Origin of the sequence: Streptomyces sp. NPDC050211 (genome assembly GCF_040656035.1) — a bacterium.
GTDB lineage: Bacteria > Actinomycetota > Actinomycetes > Streptomycetales > Streptomycetaceae > Streptomyces.
Map to the genome: position 1 here is coordinate 249,254 of NZ_JBFALC010000002.1, position 18,786 is coordinate 268,039.

The 18,786-nt window shown below is 69.7% G+C and carries 14 protein-coding genes and 1 riboswitch; of the genes, 4 read left to right on the plus strand and 10 right to left on the minus strand.

Annotated elements, in window-relative coordinates; all coding sequences use genetic code 11:
* Positions 1-145 precede the first annotated feature (145 nt).
* Positions 146-1,156 (minus strand): polyprenyl synthetase family protein, encoded by a 1,011-nt coding sequence (locus AB0I98_RS03140; RefSeq protein WP_362934406.1) that lies wholly within the window; start codon positions 1,154-1,156, stop codon positions 146-148.
* Between the two features lie 214 nt (positions 1,157-1,370).
* Here AB0I98_RS03140 and AB0I98_RS03145 point away from each other — a divergent pair, with 214 nt between their 5' ends.
* Both AB0I98_RS03145 and AB0I98_RS03150 read left to right on the plus strand, forming a co-directional pair.
* On the plus strand, positions 1,371-3,362 hold the full coding sequence (locus tag AB0I98_RS03145; protein WP_362934409.1) for a CocE/NonD family hydrolase: 1,992 nt from the start codon (positions 1,371-1,373) through the stop codon (positions 3,360-3,362).
* Between the two features lie 274 nt (positions 3,363-3,636).
* A riboswitch (cyclic di-AMP (ydaO/yuaA leader) is annotated at positions 3,637-3,804 on the plus strand.
* A gap of 5 nt (positions 3,805-3,809) precedes the next feature.
* Positions 3,810-4,292, plus strand: a complete 483-nt coding sequence (locus AB0I98_RS03150; RefSeq protein WP_362934412.1) for a transglycosylase SLT domain-containing protein — start codon at positions 3,810-3,812, stop codon at positions 4,290-4,292.
* 3 nt (positions 4,293-4,295) lie between these two features.
* On the opposite strand, the gene AB0I98_RS03155 is transcribed toward AB0I98_RS03150, so the two are convergent.
* Positions 4,296-5,108, minus strand: a complete 813-nt coding sequence (locus AB0I98_RS03155) for an HAD family hydrolase (protein WP_362934415.1) — start codon at positions 5,106-5,108, stop codon at positions 4,296-4,298.
* A gap of 298 nt (positions 5,109-5,406) precedes the next feature.
* On the opposite strand from AB0I98_RS03155, the gene fahA reads away from it, so the two are divergent.
* Together fahA and AB0I98_RS03165 are read left to right on the plus strand one after the other, a co-directional pair.
* Positions 5,407-6,627 (plus strand): fumarylacetoacetase, encoded by a 1,221-nt coding sequence (gene fahA / locus AB0I98_RS03160; protein ID WP_362934418.1) that lies wholly within the window; start codon positions 5,407-5,409, stop codon positions 6,625-6,627.
* A 169-nt stretch (positions 6,628-6,796) separates the two neighbouring features.
* A complete protein-coding gene (locus AB0I98_RS03165; RefSeq protein WP_362934421.1) occupies positions 6,797-7,738 on the plus strand; it encodes a M56 family metallopeptidase in 942 nt (313 codons plus the stop codon).
* Between the two features lie 62 nt (positions 7,739-7,800).
* Here AB0I98_RS03165 and AB0I98_RS03170 read toward each other — a convergent pair whose 3' ends face one another.
* The 8 genes from AB0I98_RS03170 to nuoL all read right to left on the minus strand — a co-directional run bounded on the left by AB0I98_RS03170 (position 7,801) and on the right by nuoL (position 18,779).
* Positions 7,801-8,619 carry an ABC transporter permease gene (locus AB0I98_RS03170; protein ID WP_362934424.1) on the minus strand — a complete coding sequence of 273 codons (819 nt, stop codon included), beginning with the start codon at positions 8,617-8,619 and terminating at the stop codon, positions 7,801-7,803.
* Positions 8,616-9,623, minus strand: coding sequence for an ATP-binding cassette domain-containing protein (locus tag AB0I98_RS03175; protein ID WP_362934428.1), 1,008 nt, complete (start codon positions 9,621-9,623; stop codon positions 8,616-8,618). Before AB0I98_RS03175 ends, AB0I98_RS03170 begins: the two co-directional genes overlap by 4 nt.
* A gap of 75 nt (positions 9,624-9,698) precedes the next feature.
* Positions 9,699-10,541, minus strand: coding sequence for a DUF4097 family beta strand repeat-containing protein (locus AB0I98_RS03180; protein WP_362934431.1), 843 nt, complete (start codon positions 10,539-10,541; stop codon positions 9,699-9,701).
* A 111-nt stretch (positions 10,542-10,652) separates the two neighbouring features.
* A complete protein-coding gene (locus AB0I98_RS03185) occupies positions 10,653-11,171 on the minus strand; it encodes a toxin-antitoxin system HicB family antitoxin (protein WP_362934434.1) in 519 nt (172 codons plus the stop codon).
* A 249-nt stretch (positions 11,172-11,420) separates the two neighbouring features.
* Positions 11,421-13,409 carry a DNA helicase RecQ gene (gene recQ, locus AB0I98_RS03190; RefSeq protein WP_362934437.1) on the minus strand — a complete coding sequence of 663 codons (1,989 nt, stop codon included), beginning with the start codon at positions 13,407-13,409 and terminating at the stop codon, positions 11,421-11,423.
* 182 nt (positions 13,410-13,591) lie between these two features.
* The gene (gene nuoN / locus AB0I98_RS03195; protein WP_210581095.1) at positions 13,592-15,241 is read right to left on the minus strand and encodes an NADH-quinone oxidoreductase subunit NuoN; all 1,650 of its coding nucleotides are present in this window, start codon (positions 15,239-15,241) and stop codon (positions 13,592-13,594) included.
* Entirely contained in the window at positions 15,238-16,809 is a 1,572-nt protein-coding gene (locus AB0I98_RS03200; protein ID WP_362934440.1) for an NADH-quinone oxidoreductase subunit M, read from the minus strand. The genes nuoN and AB0I98_RS03200 overlap by 4 nt, the downstream gene beginning before the upstream one ends.
* A gap of 5 nt (positions 16,810-16,814) precedes the next feature.
* A complete protein-coding gene (gene nuoL, locus AB0I98_RS03205; RefSeq protein WP_362934443.1) occupies positions 16,815-18,779 on the minus strand; it encodes an NADH-quinone oxidoreductase subunit L in 1,965 nt (654 codons plus the stop codon).
* Positions 18,780-18,786: the final 7 nt, after the last annotated feature.

Below are 18,786 nucleotides of genomic sequence, written 5' to 3' on the forward strand. Positions count from 1 at the left end.
CCCATAATTCTTTTGTCTCCCCGTAATGCAGCCGACGCCCCCTGCGTCAGCTTCTGGGCATGAATACGGAGGCGATCTCAGTCTGGACTCAGTCCAGCAGTGTGACCTGCGTCACGTTGCCAGTCCCCGCTGCTCAGCGCCGGAACTAGCCCGCCCGATGCACCACGGCGTCGCACAACTCCAGCAGCGCCGCCTTCGCATCGCACTCCGGCAACGGAGCCAGCGCGGCCCGCGCGTCCTCCGCATACCGCACCGTGTCCCGCCGCGCCTGCTCCAGCGCCGGATGCCCACGCAGCCCCGCGAGCGCCTCCGCGAGCCGCGCGTCGTCGCTCAGGTCGGAGTCCAGCAGCTCGCACAGCGCGACATCCTCGGCCAGCCCCAGCCGGGCCGCCCGCTCCCGCAGCCGCAGCACCGGAAGGGTCGGAATCCCCTCGCGCAGATCGGTCCCCGGCGTCTTCCCGGACTCGTGCGAGTCGGACGCGATGTCCAGGACGTCGTCGGCGAGCTGGAAGGCGACCCCGAGCCGCTCCCCGTACTGCGTCAGTACGTCGATCATCGTCTCGTCGGCGCCCGACATCATCGCCCCGAACCGGCACGACACCGCGACCAGCGACCCGGTCTTCCCGCTCAGCACGTCCAAGTAGTGCTCGACCGGATCCCGGCCGTCCGTCGGGCCGGCCGTCTCCAGGATCTGCCCGGTCACCAGCCGCTCGAACGCCTCGGCCTGCACCCGCACCGCCTCCGGACCGAGATCGGCGAGGGTGTGCGAGGCGCGCGCGAAGAGGAAGTCACCGGTGAGCACGGCGACCGAGTTGCCCCAGCGGACGTTCGCGCTGGGCACCCCGCGCCGTACGGCCGCCTCGTCCATCACGTCGTCGTGGTACAGCGTCGCGAGGTGCGTCAGCTCGACGACCACGGCGGACGGCACGACCCCCGGTGCGTACGGGTCCCCGAACTGCGCGGAGAGCATCACGAGCAGCGGCCGGAACCGCTTGCCGCCGGCCCGCACCAGATGCTGCGCGGCCTCGGTGATGAACGGGACCTCACTCTTGGTGGCTTCGAGCAGCCCTTCCTCGACAGCCGCCAATCCGGCCTGGACATCGGCTTCCAGAGCCTGGTCCCGCACGCTCAGCCCGAACGGCCCGACGACGGTCACGAGGGGTCTCCTGTCTGCTGGTGTCCACTGGCGTTTACACGGTTTGTCGATAGGTCGCTGCCATCACTCAAGTCAGCGTATCCGGTCACCTTTCGATCACCCATGCCCACCCACCCGTGCAGCACGGGCGGTATCGGATCACGACCGGTATGTTTTCGATCATCTGAAAAGAATGGATATCTATCGACTTACCCGGAAGTAGGGAGGTGTGTCCATGAACATCCGCACGTCCTTCCCCTACGAGACGACTCACGAGGACCTCCGCATCCCTCTGTCGGACGGGACCCTGCTGTACGCGCGCGTGTGGCGCCCGCTCACCGACGAGCCCGTACCGGCGCTCCTCGAGTACCTCCCGTACCGCCTGACCGACTGGACGGCCCCGCGCGACTTCCAGCGCCACCCCTGGTACGCGGGCCACGGCTACGCCTCCGTCCGGGTCGACGTGCGCGGGCACGGCAACAGCGAGGGCGTCCCGGGCGACGAGTACGCGGTGACGGAGCTGGCCGACGGGGTCGAGGTGGTCAACTGGCTGGCCGCGCAGCCCTGGTGCGACGGCAAGGTGGGCATGTTCGGCATCTCCTGGGGCGGCTTCAACTCCCTCCAGATCGCGGCCCTCGCGCCCGAGCCGCTCAAGGCGATCGTGACCGTCTGCGCGAGCGACGATCGCTATGACAACGACGCGCACTACATGGGAGGTTCCGTCCTCGCGGCGGACATGCACGCCCGGGCCGCCACCCTGCTCGCCTCCGCCCCCCGGCCGCCCGATCCCCGGTACGTCGGCGAGGCCGCCTGGCGCGAGATGTGGGTCGAGCGCCTGGAGGCCGTCCAGCCCCTCATCCACACCTGGCTCGCCCACCAGACCCGGGACCGCTACTGGCGCCATGGCAGCGTCTGTGAGGACTACGGCGCGATCAAGGCGGCCGTCCTCGCGGTGGGCGGCTGGCACGACCCGTACCGCGACACTGTGCTGCGGCTCGTCGAGCACCTCCCGTCCGATCGCGTACGAGGACTGATCGGCCCCTGGTCGCACCAGTACCCCGACCGCGGCCTGGCGCCCGGCCCGGCGATCGGCTTCCTCCAGGAGACGCTGCGCTGGTGGGACCACTGGCTCAAGGGCAAGGGCGCACTCCCCGAGCCCCTGCTGCGCGCCTACGTCACCGACTCCCACCGCCCCGCCGCGGTCTACGGCACCCTGCCCGGCCGCTGGGTCGGCGAGCCCGCGTGGCCCTCCCCGAACGTGACGACGGTGACGTACGCCTGTCAGGGCGCCCCCGTCCTCGTACGGTCGCCGATGCACACCGGGGTCGACGCCGGCCGTTTCCTCCCCATCGGCAACGATGCCGACCTCCCGCCGGACCAGCGGGAGGAGGACGCACGGTCGGTGTGCTTCGAGTTTCCGGTGGCCGAGGAGACGTGGGTGCTGGGGCGGGCGCGGGTGGGGCTGCGGGTGACTGCTCAGGTGCCGCGGGGGCAGATCGTGGCGAGGGTATGTGACATAGCACCGGACGGCTCGTCGACCCTGGTCACGCGCGGAGCCCTGAACCTCTCGGCACGAGCGGGCCGCGACCGAACCGTGCCGTGGACGCCGGGCACCACCGAAGAGGTGACCTTCGAGCTGAACGCCATCGGCCACGCCTTCCCGCCCGGTCACCGCATCCGGCTTGCCGTCTCCTCCGCGTACTGGCCATGGATCTGGCCGCAGCCCGACTCGGCGGCGGGCTTCACCCTGGACCCGGCGGGCAGCTTCCTGGAACTGCCCGTACGGAAGCGCGAATTCGACCGGAATATCCGTTTCGAGGAGCCCGAGCAGGCCGAGCCGCTGGGCGTCAACTTCCCCGCCACGCTCGACGAACCGCGCCCCGAGCGCCTGGTGGTGCGGGACGTCGCGCGGGGCGCGTGGCGCCTTGAGGTCGACCCGCGGTACGGCGGCACGCGCGTGTACCCCGACGGACTGGAGTGCACCGAGGACGCGCTGGAGACGTACACGATCGACGAGACGGATCCACTGTCGGCCCGCACCCGCTCGGACTGGTCGATCCGGCTGCACCGCCCGGAACAGGGCTGGGACACCACGGTCCGCACCCGCTCGGAGATCACCTGTGACGGGGACCACTTCACCACCTCCGACGAGGTGATCTGCACGGAGGGCGGCCAGGTCCTCTTCCATCGGACCTGGGAGAAGCGCATCCCGCGAACGGCCGGTTAATAAAGCCCTCTTGGCATGATTGCCCGTTTTGCCGCGCTTGCGGACATGCGTGATGTGACTCACGTCCCAACCTGTACAGAAAACACACAGGCACTCGCCGATCCGCCTTCCGTCATGGCCAGTTGAGCTTGGCGAGTGCAAAGGATCAAGCAGCACATTCGCCCCACACCAAGGTCAATAGGTGCGATGTGTGAATCCGGTACTTGTTTCGGACATGTGCTCTCGCATACGTTCCCGGCCTGTCGGGCGGACGCCGAATCCTGCCACCGCCCGAACGACCCATTGACCGACTCACCGCACGGCAGGAGCGGGGGACCCAGGAAAGCCGCCGGACCGGACGCCGCGCCGGGACGGCTCGGGGTGAAGTCATGCCCGTGGGGTGTGGCCGGGCACCTCCCAGCCCGAACCCGACAGCTCACCTCGCAGGCGCCGGAGAGGAACTTCGCCATGGCCGCAGCCGGTAAGCACCGTCGTACCAGAACCGCCCGCATCACCCGCGCCATCGCCGTCGCCGGCACCGGCGTCGCCGTCCTCGCGCTGCCGGTCATCGGCGCGACCAGCGCCTCGGCCGCCACCCCGACCGTGGCCACCGCCACCTCGCTGGGCTACGCCGACACGCTCGACGGCTGGATCCGGGCGTCCCTCCAGGTGATGGCGCAGAACGGCATCCCCGGGTCGTACGACGGCATCTACCGCAACATCATGCGGGAGTCCTCGGGCAACCCGGCCGCCATCAACAACTGGGACTCCAACGCCGCCGCGGGCACCCCGTCGAAGGGCCTCCTCCAGGTCATCGACCCGACCTTCGAGGCCTACCACGTGGCCGGCACCGCGTTCAACCCGTACGACCCGGTCGCGAACATCACCGCCGCCTGCAACTACGCGTTCCAGCGGTACGGCTCGATCGACAACGTCTTCGGCGCGTACTGAGGACTACCCCGTCGGGCAGAGACGTTCGAGGACGACCGCGATGCCGTCGTCCTCGTTCGACAGGGTGATCTCGTCGGCCATCGCCTTGAGTTCGGGATGGGCGTTGGCCATGGCGACGCCGTGCGCCGCCCAGTCGAACATGGGGATGTCGTTGGGCATGTCCCCGAAGGCGATGGTCTGCCCGGGTCCCAGCCCCAGATACTCGGCGGCCAGCGCGAGACCGGTCGCCTTGGTCACCCCGCATGGCTGGAGTTCGACGGTCCCGGGCCCCGACATGGTGACCGTCGCGAGTGAACCCACCACCGAGCGCGCCGTCGCCGCCAACTCGTCGTCGGACAGGGCCGGATGACGCAGCAGCACCTTGCTGATGGGCGCGCACCACAGGTCGTCGCGGCGCCCCACGCGTACGGCGGGCAGGGTCGGGTGGGGCATCAGATACCCCGGTTCGATGAGCGTGAGCCCGTCGACGCCGTCCTGGTCGACGGCGGCGTACACCTGCCCGATCTCCGCCTCGATCTTGCCGAGCGCGGTCTCGGCCAGCTCCCGGTCCAGCGTGACGGACCACAGCAGACGGTCCGCGCCGGCGTCGTACACCTGCGCGCCCTGTCCGCACACCGCGAGCCCCCCGCTGCCGAGGATGTCGAGCAACGGCCGCACCCTCGGGGCCGGCCGCCCCGTCACCACCAAGTGCCGGGCGCCGAACGCCGTCACCTGCGCAAGCGCGGCGAGCGACCGGTCGGAGAGCGTGTCGTCGCCCCGGAGCAGGGTGCCGTCCAGGTCAGTGGCGATGAGTGAATATGCGATGGGTGCGGCCATGATCAGAGAATACGGACAGAAAGCCCGACCGACTCGACGCGAACAGGACGCCTCCTACGGCGACTTGGGCCGCAGAGCCCCCGTTTCACTCCCTCGGGACACCCCCGGACCGGCTGACACCGTGACGCCGTGACGTCTCCTTCCCGAAGGCACCTCCGAGACGCCACCGCCGCCGTCCGGAACGGCTTCGGTCACGTCGCTGACCTGCGGCTGCCGCAGCAGGCCTCGCCCCCGTAACGTGTGCCGCGACCACATGACACACCTGGCATACGGACCGCACGAGAGCGAGGCAGCACCCATGCCCCCCTTCGATGTCCCCGAGGGCGACCCCTTCGGCCCGCACAACCTTCCGTACGGTGTCTTCTCCCCCGCCGGTTCCACGGAGCGGAGGGTCGGGGTCCGGCTCGGCGACCACGTCCTCGACGCGGGCGCGGCGGCGCACGCGCTCGGCTCGCCGTACGCCCCCCTGCTCGCCCGGCCCACCCTCAACCCGCTGCTGGCCGCGGGCCGCACCACCTGGTCGGACGTACGGCGCGCGCTGACGGCGTGGCTGACGGTGCCGTCCCACCGGGAGACAGTCGCGCCGCTGTTCCACCCCCTGTCCTCGGTGACCCTGCATCTCCCCTTCGAGGTCGCGGACTACGTCGACTTCTACGCCTCCGAGAACCACGCCCGGAACGTCGGCCGCATCTTCCGCCCCGACGCCCCCGACTCCCTGACCCCCAACTGGAAGCATCTGCCGATCGGTTACCACGGCCGCTCCGGCACGGTGGTCGTGTCGGGCACGGATGTCGTACGACCGTCAGGGCAGCGCAAGTCCCCCGCCGACCCGGCGCCCGTCTTCGGCCCCTCCGTCCGCCTGGACATCGAGGCGGAGGTCGGCTTCGTGGTGGGCACGCCGTCGCCGATGGGCCGGCCGGTGGGGCTCGGCGACTTCCGGGACCACGTCTTCGGCCTCTGCCTCCTCAACGACTGGTCCGCACGCGACATCCAGGCCTGGGAGTACGTCCCCCTCGGCCCGTTCCTCGGCAAGTCCTTCGCCACGTCGGTGTCGGCGTGGATCACACCGCTGGACGCGCTGGAGGAGGCGCGGGTGGCGCCGCCGGAGCGGACGCACGCGTTGCTCCCCTATCTGGACGACACCGCGTCCGACGTGGAGCCCGGCGGCTACGACCTGCGCATCTCGGTCGCCGTCAACGGCCATGTGATCTCCGAGCCGCCCTTCTCCACCATGTACTGGACCGCCGCCCAGCAACTGGCCCACATGACCGTCAACGGCGCCTCCCTGCGCACCGGCGATCTCTACGGCTCCGGCACGGTCAGCGGCCCGGCCGAACACGAACGCGGCTCCCTCCTGGAACTGACCTGGAACGGCCGCGACGCCCTGGAACTCCCCGACGGCAAGCGGACGTTCCTGGAGGACGGGGACGTGGTGACGCTGTCGGCCTGGGCGCCGGGGGCGGACGGGGTGCGGGTCGGGGTGGGGGAGGTTGTGGGGCGGGTCGTGGCGGGGAGCTGAGGGGGAGGGCTGACGCGGGGGGTGACGGAGGGGCGGGCGCGGGCATCGGGTCGTGCTTGTCCCATGACTCGGGCGGTCATCGCCGTCATACTTACGGCGGGCGGGATGCCCCGTAGCCGCACCCCCTCCCGAAGTGCAGCCTTCCCGACCAGGATCCGGAGACCCTGGCATGACCGTCTGCCTGCTCCTGCTGAGCGTCGTCGCCCTCACGGCCGCCGTGCCGGTCCCGCGTGCGCTGACCCGGGCGGTGTGGCCGGAGCGGGAACCTGTGGTGGGGCTATGGGTGTGGCAGTGCCTGGTCGCCACGGTGCTGCTGTGCTGTCTGACGGCGCTCGTGCTGGGCACGGCCGCCGTCTTCCACACCGTCCGCGACCGGGTCTTCGCCCCGGCGCCGCCGTCGGTGACCGCCGCGTACGACCTGTCCACGGCCCCGGCCTGGGCCGCGGCCCTCACCCTGCTACTGGCCTGCGGGGCCGCCTGGACGACGGCGATGCTCGCCCGTGAGCTGGTGGAGGCGCGCAGGCGCCGCGGCCAGACCCGAGCGCATCTGCGCGAACGCGCCCCCGAGTTGCCGGCCGGGCTGGGGGCCGCAGCGCGCGGTCCGCTCCTGGTCCTCGAGGACGAGTACCCCGACGCCTGGTGGATGCCCGGCAGCCCGCCCCAACTGGTCGTCACCACCGGCGCCCTGCACCGGCTGACCGACCACCAGCTCGATGCCGTCCTCACCCACGAACGCGACCACGCCCGCGCCCACCACGACTGGCTGCTGCACCTGTCCACCGCCCTCGCCACCGGGTTCCCCCGCATCCCGCTCTTCGACCACTTCTGCGACCAGACCCACCGCCTGGTCGAACTCGCCGCCGACGACACGGCGTCCCGCCGGTGCGGCCACCTGACCACCGCACTCGCGTTGATCGAACTCAACCAGCACCGGGGCGTCCTCTCCTGCGCATCCAGCCACCGCCTGCTCGGCGAGCGCGTGGACCGGCTCCTTGAGCCCCGCCCACGGCTTGGCCGCCGCCGCAGGATCATCGCTACGACGACGGCCGCGCTGGTGCCGTTGCTGCCCCTGCTGATCCTTTTCGGGCCGGGGTTGACGGCGTTGGCGTAAGGGAGCGGGAGAAGGGGGCCGGAGGGGGATGGCCCCCTTGCTTCGGGTCAGCTACTTCGCGGCTACTTCGGGTCGCGGTTGAACACCGACTTGGACCAGCGGTAGCCGAGTGCGGTGAGGGCAAGGCACCAGGCGATCGCGAGCCACCCGTTGTGGCCGATCTCGCTGCCGAGCAGCAGACCACGCAGGGTCTCGATGGCCGGGGTGAACGGCTGGTACTCGGCGATCGGCTGGAACCAGCCCGGCATCGCGTCGATCGGGACGAAGGTGCTGGAGATGAGCGGGAGGAAGACCAACGGCAGGGCGTTGTTGCTGGCCGCCTCGGCGTTCGGGCTGACCAGTCCCATCCCGACCGCGATCCAGGTGAGCGCCAGCGTGAACAGCGTGAGCAGGGCGAATGCCGCGAGCCACTCCAGGGCCGTGGCATCGGTGGAGCGGAAGCCGATGGCCACGCCGACGGCGCCGACGAAGACCACGCTCATGATCGCCTGCAGCACGCTGCCGAGAACACGCCCGATGAGCACCGAGCCGCGGTGGATCGCCATCGTGCGGAAGCGGGCGATGATGCCCTCGTTCATGTCCATGGCGACGGACACGGCGGTGCCGACCGCGGTGGAGCCGACGGTCATCATCAGGACGCCGGGCACGAGATAGGCGATGTACTCGGACCTGTCCGCCCCGCCGCCTCCGATCCCCGCGCTCATCGTCTCGCCGAAGATATAGACGAAGAGCAGCAGGAGCATGACCGGCGTGAGCAGCAGGTTCAGGGTGAGCGACGGGTAGCGGCGCGCGTGCAGCAGGTTGCGCCGCAGCATCGTGGAGGAGTCGCGCACGGCGAGGGAGATCCGGGTCGGGCGGGCGGGAGCCAGGGGGGTGCTCATCGGACAGCCTCCTTGGGCTGGTTGGGGACGGTGGCGCCGCTGCCGGTGAGGGCGAAGAAGACGTCGTCGAGGTCGGGGGTGTGCACGGTCAGCTCATCCGCCTCGACGCCGACGGAGTCCAACCAGTCGAGGAGGGAGCGCAGTTCGCGCTGGCTGCCGTCACTGGGGATGTGCAGGGCGAGGGATTCGTCGTCGCGCGTCACTTCGCGCAGTGCTGTGGCGGCGAACTGGTAGGCGGCCGGGTCGGTGAAGCGGAGGCGGATGTGTCCGCCGGGGATGAGCCGCTTGAGCTCGTCGGCGCTTCCCTCGGCGGCGATCTTGCCGTCGTTCAGCACGGCGATGCGGTCGGCGAGTTCGTCGGCTTCTTCCAGGTACTGGGTGGTGAGGAAGACGGTCACCCCGTCGGAGACGAGTTCGCGGATGATGCCCCACATGTTGTGGCGGGAGCGGGGGTCAAGGCCCGTGGTCGGCTCGTCGAGGAAGATGATCCGCGGGTTGCCGACCAGCGTCATGGCGATGTCGAGCCGCCGCTTCATACCGCCGGAGTAGCTCTGCGCGGGCTTCTTGGCCGCCTCCACCAGGTCGAAGCGTTCCAGCAGCTCGGCGGCGACCCGCCGCCCCTCGGACCTGGACAGGTGGTGCAGATCCGCCATGAGGAGCATGTTCTCCTCACCGGTGATCAGCCCGTCCACGGCCGAGAACTGCCCGGTGACACCGATCGCGCCGCGCACGGCCTGTGGTTCGGCGGCGATGTCGTGACCCGCGACCTGGGCCTGCCCGCCGTCGGCGGTGATGAGCGTGGACAGGATCTTGACGGCGGTGGTCTTCCCGGCGCCGTTCGGCCCGAGCAGCGCGAACACGGAACCGGCCGGGATGCGCAGGTCGATGCCGTCGAGAACGGTCTTGTCGCCGTACGACTTGCGCAGACCGACGGTGGAGACGGCGGCGGGCGACTGCGGACCGTCGCCGCCACGCCTGGACGTGGGCATGACAGATGAAGGCATGGGGCCCTCCCTTTGAAGGCTGAAGTGGGGTGGGGATGAGCGTGTTGAGGATGAGGCGTGCTGAGGATGAAGCGCTCAGGACTTGGCGCGGAGGACGTCGATGTTGCCCCAGTTGGTCCGTGCGCGGACCTTGACGGTGTCCTCGGCCTGCTCCGGGGCCTCGGACGCGGCGAGCCTGGTGCGTACCTGCCCGTGGGTGGAGCTGACGTCGAGCCAGGCGGCCGTGCCCTCCCGGATGCCGATCTCGATGGGGCCGTTGGAGGTCTCCAACTGGACCTCACCTCGGGCGACTTCACCGATGCGAAGGGGCCCGTGGGTCGAGGTACCGGTGACCGACCCCTCGGCGCGCGCGACGTCGATGCCGCCGTGGGCGCCGCTCACCCGCAGCTCGCCGGTCACGGTGCCGACGGTCGTGGTGCCGTGCGTGTTCTTCAGGACGGCGGGGCCGTCGACGAGGCCGACGCGCACATTGCCGGTGCTGCTGGTGATCTCGGCCAGGCCCTCGACCCCTTCCACGATGATCGAGCCGTGCGACACGGTCAGCTGCAGCGGGCCGGTCTCATCGAAACGGGCATCGCCGGTCGAGGTCTTCATACGGACCTCTCCGAGCCGGCCTTCGCCGAACGCCTGGACCCAAGAGCCGGTCACGTCGACACGCGAGCCTGTCGGCAGGCCCACCGTCACCTCGACGCCGCCGGACGGCCCGATGAGGTAGCGCTCCTTCGTCCTGACGGTCAGGACACCGTCGGCGTACGTGACCTCGGTCTGCTCGGCGGCTCGCACATCCTTGTCCCGCTTCGGGTCGCCGGGCCGCACCTCGACGACCGTGTCTAGGCGGTCGCCCGCGATGAAGTGAATGGAACCGGCCCCCACGTGCGCCGTGACCGAAATCGGTTCGGGAGTGTCGAAAGTAGGCATGGCTGTCCCGTCCTCTTGAGTCTCTGGGGCGTCCCCGCTGGTGGGACGAGGTGTGGGTGAAGTGGTGCGTGTGCTGGTGGTGCGGGCTGGGCGGTGCGGGCCAGGCGTCGGCTAGCGCACCCAGCCCGTGAAGCTCTGTCCCTTGGTCCGGGTCTTCTCCGTCGGACGCGGCCGGGTGCCACCGTCGACCGCGGCCGACACGGCCCGCACCAGCCACGCGTTGACCGACAGCCCCTCACTGCTCGCGGCCTCCTCGGCACGCGCCTTGAGGTGCGCCGGCAGCCGCAGATTGACGCGAGCGGTGCCGCCCTCGTCACCGTCGGCGGGAGCCGAGGCCCTTAGGTGTTCGACGGGCGCGACAGGCTCCGCGGGGGCGCCGTCGTCGGTCGACGGCAGCGTCACCACGAAGTCGGGGTCGAGCCCGCGCAGCCGTACGTCGACCGAGCCGGGGGCGAGTTCACGGGTGATCTCGTCCATCGCGGCGGAGAGCACATTGAGCAAGGTCAGACGAGTCGCCGACTCCAGCGGAGCCGTGAGCCGTTCGGCCAGCTCGCGGGCTTCGTCACCGCCGGCTTCGGCGGCCACCGCGAGTTCACGGCGGAGGGTGTCGACATACGGCGTGAGGTCCATGACGCCATCATGGCACCACTATGGCGCCACACGCAAGCGGTCAGACAGCAGCCCAGACCCGATGCCGCGCAACCTCCACCCTGACCTGCGAGAACACATTGGCACCGACCTGAGCGATTGCGACACCACGCGCCCTGATGCGCTGCCGTGCGCAAGGAATGGCACCACGCGGCACCGGATGGCACCTCCTGGGTGCCATGTGGCGCCACCTGGCGCTATGTGACGCCATTGAGGCACCACAGGGAACCCCTATCCCCAGTCGTCCGGCTCCGGTTCCGCGTCCATCTCGGGCCAGTGATCATCGTCGCCCGTTGCACCGGCGACCGCGGGAGCGGGAGCGGCTCCGGGCGCCCCGCCCTCCATCGATGCCAGCACCCCGATGACGCCCTCCCCATACGTCGCGAGCTTCTTCTCACCCACCCCGCTGACACCGCCAAGCCCTCGCACCGACGTCGGCCACACCGTGACGATCTCCCGGAGGGTGGCGTCATGGAAGATCACATATGCTGGGACACCCTGCTCACGGGCCTGCTCGGCACGCCACGCGCGCAGCGCCTCGAAGGCGGGCAGCAGTTCCTCGGGCAGTTCGGCCACCGCCGCCTTCGGCTTGCGGTCGCCCCGGCCGGACGAGGAGGACGTCGTACGTGCCGACGCCGGCTTCTTCGGTTCCTTGCGCAGCGGCACCTCCCGCTCCCGCCGCAGCACCTCCCCGCTCGCCTCGGTCAGCACCAGCGTGCCGTACTCCCCCTCCACCGCGAGCAGCCCCTGCGCCAGCAACTGCCGTACGACGCCCCGCCATTCACCCTCGGACAGCTCTTCGCCGATGCCGAACACGGACAGCTGGTCGTGGTCGAACTGGATCACCTTGCCGGTGCGCTTGCCCAGCAGGATGTCGACGATCTGCACCGCGCCGAACTTCTGCCCGCGCTCCCGCTGCAGCCGCACCACCGTCGACAGCACCTTCTGCGCGGCGACGGTGCCGTCCCACGTCTCCGGCGGGGTCAGACAGGTGTCGCAGTTGCCGCAGCCGGCCGGATCGGGATCCTGACCGAAGTAGGCGAGGAGCTGGCCCCGGCGGCACTGCGCCGTCTCGCACAGCGCCAGCATCGAGTCCAGGTGGGCGGCGGCCCGTCGCCGGAACGCCTCGTCCCCCTCGCCGGACTGGATCAGCTTGCGCTGCTGTATGACGTCGTTGAGCCCGTACGCCATCCAGGCGGTGGACGGCAGCCCGTCCCGCCCGGCACGCCCTGTCTCCTGGTAGTAGCCCTCCACCGACTTCGGCAGATCCAGGTGCGCGACGAACCGTACGTCCGGCTTGTCGATGCCCATCCCGAAGGCGATGGTCGCCACCACGACCAGGCCGTCCTCCCGCAGGAACCGGGACTGGTGCGCCGCGCGCGTGCCCGCGTCCAGACCGGCGTGATACGGCACCGCCTCGATGCCGTTGCGGCTCAGGAACTCGGCCGTCGCGTCCACCGACTTGCGGGACAGGCAGTACACGATGCCCGCGTCGCCCGCGTGCTCCTCGCGCAGGAAGCTCAGCAGCTGCTTCTTGGGGTCGGCCTTCGGCACGATCCGGTACTGGATGTTGGGCCGGTCGAAGCTCGCCACGAAGTGGCGGGCCGTCGGCATGTTCAGCCGTTGGGTGATTTCCTTGTGTGTCGCGTGTGTGGCCGTCGCGGTGAGCGCGATCCGCGGGACGTCCGGCCAGCGCTCCCCGAGCAGGAAGAGGGCCAGATAGTCGGGGCGGAAGTCGTGGCCCCACTGGGACACACAGTGCGCCTCGTCGATCGCGAAGACGGCGATCTTGCCGCGCGAGAGCAGATCGAGGGTGGCGTCCAGCCGCAGACGCTCCGGCGCCAGATACAGCAGGTCCAGCTCGCCCGCCAGGAACTCGGCCTCCACCACCCGGCGCTCGTCGAAGTCCTGCGTGGAGTTCATGAACCCGGCCCGCACACCGAGCGCCCGCAGCGCGTCCACCTGGTCCTGCATCAGCGCGATGAGCGGCGAGACGACCACGCCCGTACCGGGTCTGACCAGGGAGGGGATCTGGTAGCACAGTGACTTGCCGCCCCCGGTCGGCATGAGCACGACGGCGTCCTCGCCGGCCACGACATGCTCGATGACGGCTTCCTGCTCGCCGCGGAAACTGTCGTACCCAAAAACTCTGTGGAGCGTGGCTAGCGCCTCGCTCCCGGCTACCGCTGTCATCCCGCCGATCCCGCCCGTCCCACCCATCGCTGTGCCCCCGTACGCCGTACCTCGACCACTGCCTCCACGATAGGGGTCCGCTCTGACACCGTCGGAGTTATCCACAGGCTTCACCCGCCCCGAGACCCACGGAACGGCAGCCCTTCGCGCACAGCCGCCCGGCACCCCAGAGCAAGGGGTGCCGGGCGGCCGTGTGCGTCCGGATCGGTTCAGCGCACGAACACTCCCGCCTGGCTCGCCAGGTCCAGGAAGTACTGCGGTGCCACACCGAGCACCAGCGTGACCGCCACACCCACGCCGATCGCCGTCGTCGTGAGCGCCGACGGCACGGCGACCGTCGGGCCCTCGGGCGCCGGCTCGCTGAAGAACATCAGCACGATGACGCGGATGTAGAAGAACGCGGCGATCGCCGACGAGATCACACCGACCACGACCAGCGGGCCCGCGCCGCCCTCCGCCGCCGCCTTGAACACGGCGAACTTCCCGGCGAAGCCGGAGGTCAGCGGAATGCCCGCGAAGGCCAGCAAGAACACCGCGAACACGGCCGCCACGAGCGGCGAACGGCGCCCGAGACCGGCCCACTTGGACAGGTGCGTCGCCTCGCCACCGGCATCCCGCACCAGCGTGACCACCGCGAACGCGCCGATCGTCACGAACGAGTAGGCGCCCAGATAGAAGAGCACGGACGACACCCCGTCCGGCGTGGTCGCGATGACACCCGCGAGGATGAAGCCCGCGTGCGCGATCGACGAGTACGCCAGCAGCCGCTTGATGTCGGTCTGCGTGATCGCGACGATCGCACCGCCGAGCATGGTGACGATCGCGACCGCCCACATGACCGGCCGCCAGTCCCAGCGCAGGCCGGGCAGCACGACGTACAGGATCCTGAGCAGCGCGCCGAACGCGGCCACCTTGGTCGCCGCCGCCATGAATCCGGTGACCGGGGTCGGTGCGCCCTGGTAGACGTCCGGCGTCCACATGTGGAACGGCACAGCGCCGACCTTGAACAGCAGGCCCATCACGAGCATCGCCGCGCCGATGAGCAGCAGCGCGTCGTTGCCCATGGTGTCCGCGAGCGCCGGGGTGACGTTCGTGACCGTGCCGTCGACGACCTGCGCGATCGTCGCGTACGACACGGAGCCCGCGTAGCCGTAGAGCAGCGCGATGCCGAACAGCGTGAACGCGGAGGCGAACGCGCCGAGCAGGAAGTACTTGACCGCGGCCTCCTGCGACATCAGCCGCTTGCGGCGGGCGATCGCGCACAGCAGGTACAGCGGCAGCGAGAAGACTTCCAGGGCGATGAACAGCGTCAGCAGGTCGTTGGCCGCCGGGAAGATCAGCATCCCCGCGATCGCGAACAGCAACAGCGGGAAAACCTCGGTGGTGGTGAACCCCGCCTTGACCGCGGCCTTTTCACTGTCGCTGCCCGGCACGGAGGCGGCCTGCGCGGCGAACGAGTCGACCCGGTTGCCGTGCGCCGCCGGGTCCAACCGCCGTTCGGCGAAGGTGAACAGGCCCACCAGACCGGCCAGCAGGATCGTGCCCTGCAGGAACAGGGCCGGACCGTCGACCGCGATGGCGCCCATCGCCGCGATGCCCGCACGGGTCGTGCCGTATCCGTCCGCCGCGAGCGCGACGACCGCCGCGAAGGCGGCGACCAGCGCCACGACGGAGACGAAGACCTGCACGTAGTAGCGGGCCTTGCGCGGCACCAGCGCCTCGACCAGCACCCCGACCACCGCCGCCCCGACGACGATCAAGGTCGGCGACAATTGTCCGTATTCGATCTTCGGCGACTCGATCTTCGAGATCGGATCGGCCGCGGTTGTCCACAGGCTGTGGACGACTGCTGTACTCACTTGGCCGCCTCCACCTCGGGCTGAGGATCCTTCTGCTCTACATCGGACATGGTCTGCTTGACCGCCGGGTTCACGATGTCCGTGAGGGGCTTCGGGTAGACACCCAGGAAGATCAGCAGTGCGACCAGCGGGGCCACGACCACGAGTTCACGCACCCGGAGATCCGGCATCGCCGAGACCTCCGGCTTCACCGGGCCCGTCATCGTCCTCTGATAGAGGACCAGGGTGTAGAGCGCGGCGAGCACGATGCCGAACGTGGCGATGATCCCGATGACCGGGTAGCGCGCGAACGTGCCGACCAGGACCAGGAATTCACTGACAAAGGGGGCAAGTCCGGGCAGCGACAGGGTCGCCAGGCCACCGATCAGGAACGTGCCCGCGAGCACCGGAGCGACCTTCTGCACCCCTCCGTAGTCGGCGATGAGCCGCGAGCCGCGCCGCGAGATCAGGAAGCCGGCCACCAGCATCAACGCGGCCGTCGAGATCCCGTGGTTGACCATGTACAGCGTCGCGCCCGACTGGCCCTGGCTGGTCATCGCGAAGATGCCCATGATGATGAACCCGAAGTGCGAGATCGACGCGTACGCCACCAGCCGCTTGATGTCCCGCTGCCCGACGGCGAGCAGCGCCCCGTAGATGATGCTGATCAGCGCCAGTACGAGGATGACGGGCGTCGCCCACTTCGACGCCTCCGGGAACAGCTGGAGGCAGAAGCGGAGCATCGCGAAGGTGCCCACCTTGTCGACGACCGCGGTGATGAGGACTGCGACCGGAGCGGTGGCCTCCCCCATCGCGTTGGGCAGCCAGGTGTGCAGGGGCCACAGCGGGGCCTTCACCGCGAACGCGAAGAAGAAGCCCAGGAACAGCCAGCGTTCGGTGTTGGTCGCCATGTCGAGCGAGCCGTTGGCCCGCGCCTCGGCGATCTCCTGGAGCGAGAAGTTCCCGGCGACCACATACAGGCCGATCACGGCGGCCAGCATGATCAGACCGCCGGCCAGGTTGTAGAGCAGGAACTTCACGGCCGCGTACGACCGTTGCGTCGACGCCACCTTCTCGCCGTGCTCGTGGGCGCGGTCCCCGAAGCCGCCGATGAGGAAGTACATCGGGATCAGCATGGCTTCGAAGAAGATGTAGAAGAGGAAGACGTCGGTGGCCTCGAAGGAGAGGATCACCATCGCCTCGACGGCCAGGATCAGGGCGAAGAAGCCCTGCGTCGGCCGCCAGCGCCTGCTTCCGGTCTCCAGCGGATCGGCGTCGTGCCAGCCCGCGAGGATGATGAACGGGATCAGCAGGGCGGTCAGCGCGATCAGCGCCACCGCGATACCGTCCACGCCCAGCTCGTACCGGACCCCGAACTCCGCGATCCAGGCGTGGGATTCGGTGAGCTGGTAGCGGTCACCGTCGGGATCGAAGCGCACCAGGGTGGTGATGGCCAGCCCGAGGGTGGCCAACGAGACCAGCAGCGCCAGCCACTTGGCGGCGGTGCGCTGGGCGGCCGGTACGGCGGCCGTGGCGATCGCCCCGATCGCGGGGAGCGCCGCCGTCGCTGTCAGCAGTGGAAAGGACATCGGTATCAGACCGCCCTCATCAGCAGGGTCGCGGCGACGAGGATCGCCGCGCCGCCGAACATCGAGACCGCGTACGACCGCGCGAAGCCGTTCTGCAGCCTGCGCATCCGTCCGGAGAGGCCGCCGACCGAGGCCGCCGTGCCGTTGACGACTCCGTCGACCAGGGTGTGGTCGACGTACACCAGGGACCGCGTCAGGTGCTCGCCGCCGCGGACCAGGACGACGTGGTTGAAGTCGTCCTGGAGCAGATCGCGCCGGGCGGCCCGGGTGAGCAGCGATCCGCGCGGGGCGGCGACCGGGACCGGGCGGCGGCCGTACTGCGCGTAGGCGAGGGTGACGCCGATGACCATGCACGCCACGGTCGCTCCCGTGACCGCTCCCGCGCTGATCGGCGAGTGGCCGTGGTCGTGCCCGGTGATGGGCTCCAGCCAGTGCAGGAAGCGGTCGCCGATGCTGAAGAAGGCACCGCCTGCCACCGATCCGACGGCCAGCAGGATCATCGGGATCGTCATGGACCTCGGCGAATCGTGCGGATGCGGTTCCGCGTGCTCGCCGCGGGTTTCGGCGGCGGGCTCGACACTCGGCTCGGCGGGGGAAGCCGTCTTGGCATGCCGCCAGCGTTCTTCTCCGAAGAACGTCATCAGCATCACGCGCGTCATGTAGAACGCCGTGATGGCCGCGCCGAGCAGGGCCGCGCCGCCGAGGATCCAGCCCTCGGTGCCGCCCTTGGCGAACGCCGCCTCGATGATCTTGTCCTTGGAGAAGAAGCCGGACAGGCCCGGGAAGCCGATGATGGCGAGGTAGCCGAGGCCGAAGGTGACGAAGGTGACCGGCATGTACTTCCTGAGGCCGCCGTACTTCCTCATGTCGACCTCGTCGTTCATGCCGTGCATGACCGAGCCGGCGCCGAGGAACAGCCCGGCCTTGAAGAAGCCGTGCGTCACCAGGTGCATGATCGCGAAGACGTAGCCGATGGGGCCGAGGCCCGCGGCGAGGATCATGTAGCCGATCTGCGACATGGTCGAACCGGCCAGCGCCTTCTTGATGTCGTCCTTCGCGCAACCGACGATCGCACCGAACAGGAGCGTGACGGCGCCGACCGCGGTGACCGCCAACTGCGCGTCCGGCGCGGCGTTGAAGATCGCTCCGGACCGGACGATCAGGTAGACGCCCGCGGTGACCATTGTCGCGGCGTGGATGAGGGCCGAGACCGGGGTCGGGCCCTCCATCGCGTCCCCGAGCCAGGACTGCAGCGGCACCTGGGCGGACTTGCCGCAGGCGGCCAGGAGCAGCATCAGCCCGATGCCTGTGAGGGTGGCCTCACTGGTGCCGCCGACGAGGCCCTCTTCTTCGTGGCCGCCGAGCACCGGGCCGAAGGCGAAGGTCCCGAAGGTGGTGAACATCAGCATGATGGCGATGCCCAGGCCCATGTCGCCGACCCGGTTGACCAGGAAGGCCTTCTTCGCGGCGGTCGCCGCGCTGGGCTTGTGCTGCCAGAAGCCGATCAGCAGGTAGGACGCGAGACCGACGCCTTCCCAGCCGACGTACAGCAGCAGGTAGTTGTCGGCGAGGACGAGCAGCAGCATCGCCGCGAGGAACAGGTTCAGATAACCGAAGAAGCGGCGGCGCCGCTCGTCGTGCTCCATGTACCCGACCGAGTACAGGTGGATCAGCGAGCCGACGCCGGTGATCAACAGGACGAACGTCATCGACAACTGGTCGAGCTGGAAGGCGACATCGGCCTGGAAGCCCTCGACCGGCACCCAGCTGAACAGGTGCTGGCCGAGTTCGCGTTCCTCGGCGCCCTTCCCCAGCATGTCGACGAAGAGGACCACGCCGATCACGAAGGAGACGGCCGCGAGGACCGTCCCGATCCAGTGGCCGACGGCATCGAGCCGCCGGCCGCCGCACAGCAGTACGGCCGCTCCGAGCAGAGGCGCCGCCACAAGCAGCGCAATCAGGTTCTCCACGATTCAG

Bases quoted from the DNA above. Each gene is read 5' to 3' on its own strand.
- AB0I98_RS03155 (WP_362934415.1), bottom strand. From the start codon at position 5,108: ATGGCCGCACCCATCGCATATTCACTCATCGCCACTGACCTGGACGGC.
- AB0I98_RS03170 (WP_362934424.1), bottom strand. From the start codon at position 8,619: ATGAGCACCCCCCTGGCTCCCGCCCGCCCGACCCGGATCTCCCTCGCC.
- AB0I98_RS03165 (WP_362934421.1), top strand. From the start codon at position 6,797: ATGACCGTCTGCCTGCTCCTGCTGAGCGTCGTCGCCCTCACGGCCGCC.
- AB0I98_RS03180 (WP_362934431.1), bottom strand. From the start codon at position 10,541: ATGCCTACTTTCGACACTCCCGAACCGATTTCGGTCACGGCGCACGTG.
- recQ (WP_362934437.1), bottom strand. From the start codon at position 13,409: ATGGGTGGGACGGGCGGGATCGGCGGGATGACAGCGGTAGCCGGGAGC.
- fahA (WP_362934418.1), top strand. From the start codon at position 5,407: ATGCCCCCCTTCGATGTCCCCGAGGGCGACCCCTTCGGCCCGCACAAC.
- AB0I98_RS03145 (WP_362934409.1), top strand. From the start codon at position 1,371: ATGAACATCCGCACGTCCTTCCCCTACGAGACGACTCACGAGGACCTC.
- AB0I98_RS03200 (WP_362934440.1), bottom strand. From the start codon at position 16,809: ATGTCCTTTCCACTGCTGACAGCGACGGCGGCGCTCCCCGCGATCGGG.
- AB0I98_RS03185 (WP_362934434.1), bottom strand. From the start codon at position 11,171: ATGGACCTCACGCCGTATGTCGACACCCTCCGCCGTGAACTCGCGGTG.
- AB0I98_RS03175 (WP_362934428.1), bottom strand. From the start codon at position 9,623: ATGCCTTCATCTGTCATGCCCACGTCCAGGCGTGGCGGCGACGGTCCG.
- AB0I98_RS03150 (WP_362934412.1), top strand. From the start codon at position 3,810: ATGGCCGCAGCCGGTAAGCACCGTCGTACCAGAACCGCCCGCATCACC.